Consider the following 8,242-nt stretch of genomic DNA (forward strand, 5'->3'; position numbering starts at 1 on the left):
ATAGTCCGCGCACAAGCAAGTTTATTTCGTCCGCTTACCTCAAAAACGCTCAAGCTCCATTTTTAAAATTTACGCCTCAAGCGGACTTAAGATATTTTACAAACGGCATAATCTGTTTTGAAGCACACCCGATAAGACATATATAAAGCGAGTAAATTTAAGAATTTAGTGCGAGGCTCGGCTCGCGATTTAAATTTTATCTTCTGCCCTCTTTTTTAGCCCTGACCGCCTCATAAAGCTCGTCGATCGAGGTCGCGGACGAGCCAGAGTATTTCTGCGCCGCTCGCATAGTCTTTTTGCCCCACTTACCGTCGATTGCCACGTCGTAGCCACCGAACATCAGACTGCGTTGGATATAATAGACTTTATCTTGCTGCGTCATATTTTGTTGCTTCTGCACTTCGCGCTCAGCATCTTTTGCCTGCTCACTTTTATAAACAGCATCAGCCGTAAAGTATGCTAGCACTAAAGCTCCAGCGATCGGAACGACAAGGGTAACAAATCTATTATTTACGTTAGAAGTCAAGCCTTCTAAAAATGCCTTTGCAACGCAAAACACTATAAAAGCAGGAATGGAAGCTATAACGGCATTAAAACCACCCAAAATGGCTATGACGCCAAAAACGATAACCGCAGCTGCAAACCCATCAAAAGCACCGCTACCAGCAAGGAAGCCTAGGAAAAAATTCATAATCTATCTTTTAAAATTTAAGTAATGTAATTCTCCAAAATTTAAATTTAATCGGAGAATTACAAAATTTCTCCGCCAGTGAACGGCGGAATATAGACTATTTAACGTGCTTCATAGTCCTATGAAATCGCGGACTGTGATCTCGCGCCATAAAAAAAGAACTAATTACGCCTATAACTCCTACAGCTATAACAATGTAAAATACGGTATCACTATTCTTAGTAAGAGCTCCCGCAAACCAAAGCCAAACTATAGAAATAAGAAGCGTCTTTATCCAAGGTCTGCTATAAGAGATCTCCGCCTGGCACCCACCGCATACGATTGCTCCGTATTTGATGTCGTCTTTGCCACAAAATGGGCACATTAAATGATCCGGATATTCATTCTCTGCCATAATTTCTCCTTTGAAAAAATATAGGTGGAATTATATATATATAAGAGCGAGCTTAAATTTTAAAATTTAGAGTTTAAAATAGGGGGAATTTTAGCGGCTTTGTACCGCTAAAATTTAAAGATTTTCGAATGGATTTACGACCACGTCTTTGCGATCGACAATGTAAGGTATAAGGGCTGCTTGGCGCGCGCGCTTGATAGCCTTTTCTACCATCTCTTGGTATTTTTTGCTGGTGCCGGTTAAGCGACGTGGCATAATCTTAAAGCGCTCGCTTAGGCAGTGCTTTAGCAGCGCCGTGTCCTTATAATCGATAAATTCGATCTTTGCTTCCGTAAATTTGCAATACTTTCTAGTATATTTTCTCTTATCTGCCATGATTTTTCCTTAATTAAAATGGGATCGTGTCGTTGCCGTCATCGTATTTATCGGCATCGACGTCGACTTCCGGAATCGTGCTTTCGTAACTCTGCTCTTTTTGTTTAGGCGCGTTGTAATCGTTTTTTGCGCCTCTAGAATTTGAGTTTTGTCTATTAGCATAGCTATTTCCGCCGCCGTAATTACCGCCGCTAGAATTTCCTCCGCCGTAGCCGCCGGAGCTTCCGCCATAATTGCCGCCCTCGTAATTACCGCCTTGATTATAGCCGCCGCTTCCACCTTGATTGCTTCCTAGCATCTCCATCGTATCTACGCTAATGGAGTGCTTGCTTCGGTTCTGTCCGTTTTGATCCTGCCACTGATCTAGCTTTAAGCGGCCTTCGATCAAAATTTTACTGCCTTTTCGCAAGTATTGGTTTGCGATCTCGGCCGTGCGACCGAAAAAATCTATGTCTATAAAGCACGTTTCTTCGCGTTTCTCGCCGTTTGAGCTATTGTATCTGCGCGTGACGGCGATGCCGGTTTTACCTACGGCGGTGCCCGTTTGCAGATATCTAAGCTCGATATCTCGGGTCAAATTACCTACCAAAACTACTTTATTGAACATATTTTATCCTTTATTCGCCCTCTTTGGCTGCTTCTTCAGGCTCTTTTGGCTCTACCGGCGCTTTTGGCTCGCGCTCTTTTTTCGCAGGGCTTAGTTTGATACCTTTGCTTAGCTTGTCCCAAGCGGAAATTTCACGCTTAGTCTCATATTTGACGGTCAAAAATCTAATGATATCTTCGGTGATACGCAGATTTCTAACAAGTTCGGAGATCAAACTCGGTTCGGCTTTAAAATAGATTACGAAATAAACTCCGCGCTCATATTTGTCGATCTTATAGGCAAGCTTTCTAGCGCCCATTTCGATCACGGAAGCGATCTCTCCGCCATTTTTGGTTATGATTTCTTTGACGAAATCGACTTTTGTTTTAACTTCATCGTCGGTAAGCGTGGGCTTAACGATGAATAAAACCTCGTAGTTTCTCATAAATTCTCCTTATGGATTTTAGCTCGCAAACGGGGTCTGCGGGCAAGGATTTTGCAAAAAATGCGAAGGGATATTACTAAAATTTCACTTAATATTTGCTTTTTGCCCGAGCGAACTTAGCAGCATGCGCTGCAACCTCAAAAACGATGCAAGCAAAAGCTCGTCCTTCGCTACGTTTTTTTCGCTTTTGAGTTCAAATTCCAAATCGTTTAAGTGGGCAAAAATTTTATAAAACGTCCGCGTAGAAAAGCTGGTGGCGTAGCGCTGCATCTGTGCGGCTACGGAAGGGGGCGGTTGATAGCCTAAAACTGCCTTAAAATCAAATCTGCCGTTTATTTTCACGTAAGCATGCAGGCGAAAAATTCTATAAATCAAGCGGTAGAAATAATTTATCAGCTCCATCTCGTTGTATCCGCCGCCCAGAGCCATTTTGTAAAAATCTACGCGAAAGTCGCTTAGTCCAAAAATTTTATCGAAAAGCTCGTCGTAGCTTACCTCACTGAGCCCATAAACCATCAAATTTACGTTTTGCAGGCTAAGCTCAAGTCCCAGACTTGCAAATTTTTCTATCTCGCTCGCGCTCAGACTCAGGCTTTCGTTGTGGATGGCGTAGATCCTGCTAAGCGCGGCAGTGTTTGCAAAAAGCCCGCACATCTCGCATTTTTGCGCAAGCAGCGCTATGGCTTCGTTTACGCCCGAGGGTTTGAAAAACCTCACTTCGTTTCGTTCAAATTCTTTGATAAAATCCGCGCTTACAGAAATTTCGCTATCGTTTAGCTCGTAGATCAGATGGTTATTCGCGTCCGCCTTGCACAGCGCGATGAGCCTTCGCAGCTCCTCTTTTTTGATGAGCGAGGCGGTTTTGATGTGAAGCGTGTTACTACCGCCGAAAAGCGAGGGCTCCAAGAAGCTTCGCGCCTGTTCAAAATCATACTCCAAAAAATACAAACTCAAAAAATTATCCGCGGCGTAAATTTGCTTCAATCGCTGCGCGTAAAGCTCGTTTGAAAAATCGTCTCCGCCGCGCAAAAGCACGAAATTAGGCACCCTTCCGCTTGCGATAAGTCCGTCAAATTCTTTTCTATACATCAGATCTTCTTTACCACCCTGCCTAAGATCACTCCGCTAGCGATGTTTGCGTCCGTAAGCTCCACCAACACGGGCGTTAAAATGTCGCCGGCGAAATTTGAAACCAAAATTTTAGCCCCCTTCAGCTTGTCGTCGAGCTTTGCGGTGACGGAATTTCCGTTTTCGTCGATGTAGCAGCGGAATTTTTTGCCTAAATTTTCTGCGGCCCAGCGCGCAAATTTTCGGTCCATAAAATCAAACGCGACCTTGTCCGCTTCGCGCTCTAGCTCATTTAGCCGCGCGCACGTCGCGTCGATGTTTAAAAGCAGGTAATTATAAAATTTCTCATCCCCCCTCATCTGAGCCTTTAGCAATCGGTGCAAAATGAGATCGGAATAGCGCCTAATCGGGCTTGTAAAGTGCGTGTAGTTATCAAATCCGAGCCCGAAGTGCCCGCGCGATTCGGATGCGTACTCGGCTCGCTTTTGAGCCTTGATGATGAGCTTATCAATCTCCTCGCGTATCCCCATAGCATCGGCTTGCGCTTGGATTTCGCCGATCATCTTAGCAAGATTGCTCTGATACGGCGCGTCGATGCCGAACAGCGCCAGATCGTCAAGCAGAGCGTAAATTTTTTTAAGCTCCGCCGAGCCATGATTTCTAAAAACGCCCCGCTCGATGCGCGCCGCAGCGGCTTTATTGGCCAGCAGCATACAATCCTCGATGAGCTTGTGCGACGGAGTGTCGGTCTCAAAGCGGGTGGAGCTTATAAAACCGCACTCATCAAGCGTGATGCGAAGCTCCTTGGTGCGGAAATCAAATCCGCGCTTCAGCCTCGCGCGGCGCAGGCGCTCGCAAATTTCATTAAGCGGCAAGAGCCAGCTTAAAATTTCAGGCTCGCACGCCTTGCGGGTGCGTAAAATTTCATCGACCTCGTCGTAATTGTAGCGGCGCTTTGATCTTATGATCGCTTCGAAAAGCTCCTGCTTTTGCGGGTTTAAATTTTCATCCAAAGCGATCTTAAAAACAAAGGCTAGCCTCGGCAGATCCGGCATCAACGAGCATATATTTTCGCTAAGCTCGCGCGGCAGCATCGGTACGGATCGGTGCGGGAAGTAGATCGAAAAGCCGCGAAATTTCGCCTCCTTATCGATCGGCGAGTATTCGCTTACGTATTCGCTCACGTCGGCGATCGCGACGTAAAGCGTGCGCTCTTTTACGTCAAAATAGATCGCGTCGTCGAAGTCCTTGGCGTCGATGGGATCGATGGTGCAAAAAGGCAGATGCTGCAAATCTACGCGCTGCGGATACAGCGCCTCGTCCACTTCGCTGCCGAAGCTCGCGGCTTGCTGCTTGCACGCTTCGTTAAATTCGTCGTTTTTATCGTAGATCGCTAAAGAAATTTTCTCATCGACGAAGGGATCGGCTAGGCTTCCGATCACCTCGGTGATCTCGTTCGTTAGATTATCGATCTTTAAAAGGGTGCCTGACGGCAGCTGCTTTAGCGATTTTTGCGTGGCTTTGAGCGGATTTGCGAGTCCGGTTTTGACGTTTACGCCTAAAATTTCGCGCCCGAAGCTTTTGGTATAAACCACGCTCGTTAAGAATGCGGGTTTAACGCACATCAGCACCTTTGCGTGCAGGCGGGACTTTCTTGAGCTTAAAATTTTTGCTAGGATCAGATCGCCCAGATGCACGCCGCTTAAATATCTGTTTTCGATGATGAGATCAGCTTTGAAGCGATCGTCGAAGCTTTGCAGATAGCCCGTGCCGTCGCGCGCGATGTCGAGCCTGCCGAAAACATAGCCGTCATTTAGATAGAGCTTGCCCTTATGTGCGCTGATGGCGCCGATATTTAGGAGGTTGCGCACGAGCTCCTTTTGCTCGCCGCTAAGATCCTTTTCAAATACGCCCGAGTTAAAGGCGCGCAGGAGCTCTTTCATATCGAAATTTCGCCTTTAGCCTCTAAAAACGCCTCCTGCTCGAAGCCGAACTCGACTAGTAAATTTAAAGCGTTGTCGATACTAAGCTCGTCGAAGTGATGGTAAATATTGACCGCGGTTTTGGCGATCTTTAGCATCGCGTAGCGGGATTTGTTCTCAAAAGGCGCGTCGTCAGGGGCGTTTGAATACAGCGCGTCCTGCGCAATCTGCTCTAGCCCAAAATGCGCAAATAGCGCATGCGAGACGCTCTCGCGGTTTGTGCCGCTAAATTCCATCTCCACGTCGGTAAAATCCTGCGGAAAGATCGAGCCCTTGATGGCGTGGTAAAATTCCTCCGCCTTGCCCGCCGCACACACCTGCTCGTCGATAAAAACCCGCCCGAACTCCACTAAAATCACGCTTGAAAGGATGCTTTGCTCGATCTGCGGGTAGGATTTGATCCACGAAAACATAAGCAGATTTCGCAGCAGCGAGACCTGCGTGAGCTTTTCGCGGTCGATGCGATACGCCTGCAAATCCGGCTTTAGCATCTCGTCAAATACGGCGAATAGAAAAAACGCCCGCATCTGCTCGCGCCCGTAAAGCTCAAACGCTCGCTGTAAATTTAGCGTCTTTAGTGCTGTGTCGCCCTGCTCCTGCTTCGCCGGCTGCTCTCGCCCCTGCTCCTGCGCCTTTCCCCATTCTTGCCCCTGTTTTTGCTGCTGCGCTTGTATCGGCTCTCGCCCATGCACTCGTTCGGCTTGCGCGGAAACACCCAAACCTAGCGTGCAATCAGCTCTCGCGGCGGCGCGCTGATTTTGTGGCGGCGTATCGCTTGCTGCTTGCGAGGGGTTAAATTTAAAATTCTCGTCGCTGCAATTTAGGCCGCTTGTGTCATTTGAGTGATTAAATTTAAGACTATCGCCCTGCCCTGCTAAGTCTGTGCCTTTTTGCTCGCTCGAGGTGTACTCGTTTTGCCGCCACTCGTCTGCGGCGTCTTGCAAGCTGTGTTCTATGGACTTTGCACCTTGGAGATCGCACCGCTCATCCGCGGCACCGAAATTTTGCCTCGCGAGCTCTTCGGCGCTAAATTTAGACAAACCGCAAAAGGCTAAATCTAAAATTTTATCCGCGAGGGGGGCGTTTTTTGAAATTTGCAAAGCGAGCCTGACGTCCGAAACATCCGCGTCAAACGATGCTAAAATTTTTAAAATTTCATCGCTAAAGCCCGCAAGCGCGCCTATTTTTTGGGTTATAAATTTATTCATTTTCAAAAGCCGTTCAATATAAATTTCGCACAATCATATCAAATTTTAACTCAAATTGCAAAGCAAAACGCCGCCGTTACGCCCAAATCCCGCTTCGGCTCACGAGGCTTTTAAAGCGCTCTTTTACGCTAAAAAATCGCGGATCAAACCGCCCGTTTATCGTGACGGCAAAACCAAAATTTCATCCGCCGTTTTATAAAATTTTAATCCCCTTTCGTATAGAATGCATCGAAATTCCGTTTATAAAGAGCTCAATTAAAACAGAAGTTTGAAGAGCTAAAAAGACTTAAAAACTGAAAATAACTTTAAAATGCTCAAACTGGTTTTTAAAATTTCATATAAATTCAAGCAGATGAATTTATATGAAATTTAATGACGAGCTAAAATATAGAGCAATAAAATATTGCTACTAAAGAAACTCTTTGGGCTTTACAAATTTGCATATGTATTTTTATAAAGGTTAGATATGCGCAGTATAGTATTTCTTTTCATAATACCCGCTTTTTTTACCATAAGCTTTTTTGTCGCCTTAATCGCCCCTAAAGGCAAACGCAAACGTTTTTGGCTTCTTGTTTGGTTTGTCGTATTTTTTGGTGACGGATTTATAGTTTCTGCCATATTTCATTGCTACGGATATCTATACGGCAAAATAAACGTCTATGAAAAGCCAGCTATCAGAGCATATTATGCCGGAGAAAAGAAATTTGATAGGTGGTTTCCGGTTTTAGATGATAATAATGACAGAGACTATACGGTCGATACAGCTTTCAAGGTATTGATAAACGGAAATTTGGACTATATAGATTACAAGGTCAAAGCAGAAAATAGTCCCAATAACGGTAAATATTTTAGGGTTTACGTCGATGATAACACTTCAAAAGAGTGCTTCCTCTCTCCTGACCGAACATTAAGAAATTTTTCAAAAAACGTCTCAATACTGTATAAAGAAATAGTTAAATTTCTAAACGATCTACAGTCAAATAATGAAAGCGAAGATAAAATAGCCAAAGAGATAAAATCGTTGCTTGATGACGCAAACATCTCAGAGACTGATTTGAAACGAAAAGCGACTGAAATATTAAGATATATAAAATACGATGTAAAAGAGCTTCAAGAAATTTATAAAGACAAATGTGTAGCTCGCAAAGAAATCTCCAAGGATGAAATAGCGCCTGCCGAGCTTATAGTGGAAGATCCATATCATCTCCTAGAACCAAAGCCTAATATAAAAACTATATTCGATAAGATGCTGGGAATGGGATTTAACTACGGTGGAGTCATAAAAGATATAAATACGGGCAAGGTACTAGCCGACAATATATACATCTATGAGTCTTATCACACTTGGATATTGCAAGCTCTAGTGAGTGCTTTGGGTCCGCAATCTGGCGGTGAGTTTTGGATGTGCAACAAAAACGAGACCAATTCGATAAAAAAGTGTAATCAAAAGATGATAGAAGAATTCTTCAGAAAGGATAGAAAATGAGAAAGTT

Annotated in this window: 8 protein-coding genes; 1 reads left to right on the top strand and 7 read right to left on the bottom strand. The window is 44.8% G+C overall.

All coding sequences use genetic code 11. The annotated features are described in order from the left end of the window. Window positions 1–196: 196 nt before the first annotated feature. The 7 genes from Q0614_RS09435 to Q0614_RS09465 form a co-directional block, all read right to left on the bottom strand. Window positions 197–691, bottom strand: a complete 495-nt coding sequence (locus Q0614_RS09435; protein ID WP_298788289.1) for a hypothetical protein — start codon at window positions 689–691, stop codon at window positions 197–199. 508 nt (window positions 692–1,199) lie between these two features. After that, entirely contained in the window at window positions 1,200–1,460 is a 261-nt protein-coding gene (gene rpsR, locus Q0614_RS09440; RefSeq protein WP_295151385.1) for a 30S ribosomal protein S18, read from the bottom strand. Between the two features lie 13 nt (window positions 1,461–1,473). After that, on the bottom strand, window positions 1,474–2,067 hold the full coding sequence (locus Q0614_RS09445; RefSeq protein ID WP_298788291.1) for a single-stranded DNA-binding protein: 594 nt from the start codon (window positions 2,065–2,067) through the stop codon (window positions 1,474–1,476). A gap of 10 nt (window positions 2,068–2,077) precedes the next feature. Further along, a complete protein-coding gene (gene rpsF, locus Q0614_RS09450) occupies window positions 2,078–2,491 on the bottom strand; it encodes a 30S ribosomal protein S6 (protein ID WP_005873267.1) in 414 nt (137 codons plus the stop codon). An 84-nt stretch (window positions 2,492–2,575) separates the two neighbouring features. Next, on the bottom strand, window positions 2,576–3,580 hold the full coding sequence (locus Q0614_RS09455; RefSeq protein ID WP_298788293.1) for a DNA polymerase III subunit delta: 1,005 nt from the start codon (window positions 3,578–3,580) through the stop codon (window positions 2,576–2,578). After that, on the bottom strand, window positions 3,580–5,502 hold the full coding sequence (locus Q0614_RS09460) for a ribonuclease R family protein (RefSeq protein ID WP_298788295.1): 1,923 nt from the start codon (window positions 5,500–5,502) through the stop codon (window positions 3,580–3,582). The genes Q0614_RS09455 and Q0614_RS09460 overlap by 1 nt, the downstream gene beginning before the upstream one ends. After that, on the bottom strand, window positions 5,499–6,749 hold the full coding sequence (locus tag Q0614_RS09465) for a hypothetical protein (RefSeq protein ID WP_298788297.1): 1,251 nt from the start codon (window positions 6,747–6,749) through the stop codon (window positions 5,499–5,501). Before Q0614_RS09465 ends, Q0614_RS09460 begins: the two co-directional genes overlap by 4 nt. Window positions 6,750–7,215: 466 nt before the next feature. On the opposite strand from Q0614_RS09465, the gene Q0614_RS09470 reads away from it, so the two are divergent. Continuing rightward, complete coding sequence (locus Q0614_RS09470) at window positions 7,216–8,235, top strand: hypothetical protein (RefSeq protein ID WP_298788298.1); 1,020 nt, start codon at window positions 7,216–7,218, stop codon at window positions 8,233–8,235. The last annotated feature ends 7 nt before the right edge of the window (window positions 8,236–8,242 follow it).

Source organism: uncultured Campylobacter sp., assembly GCF_937997595.1.
Lineage (GTDB): Bacteria > Campylobacterota > Campylobacteria > Campylobacterales > Campylobacteraceae > Campylobacter_B.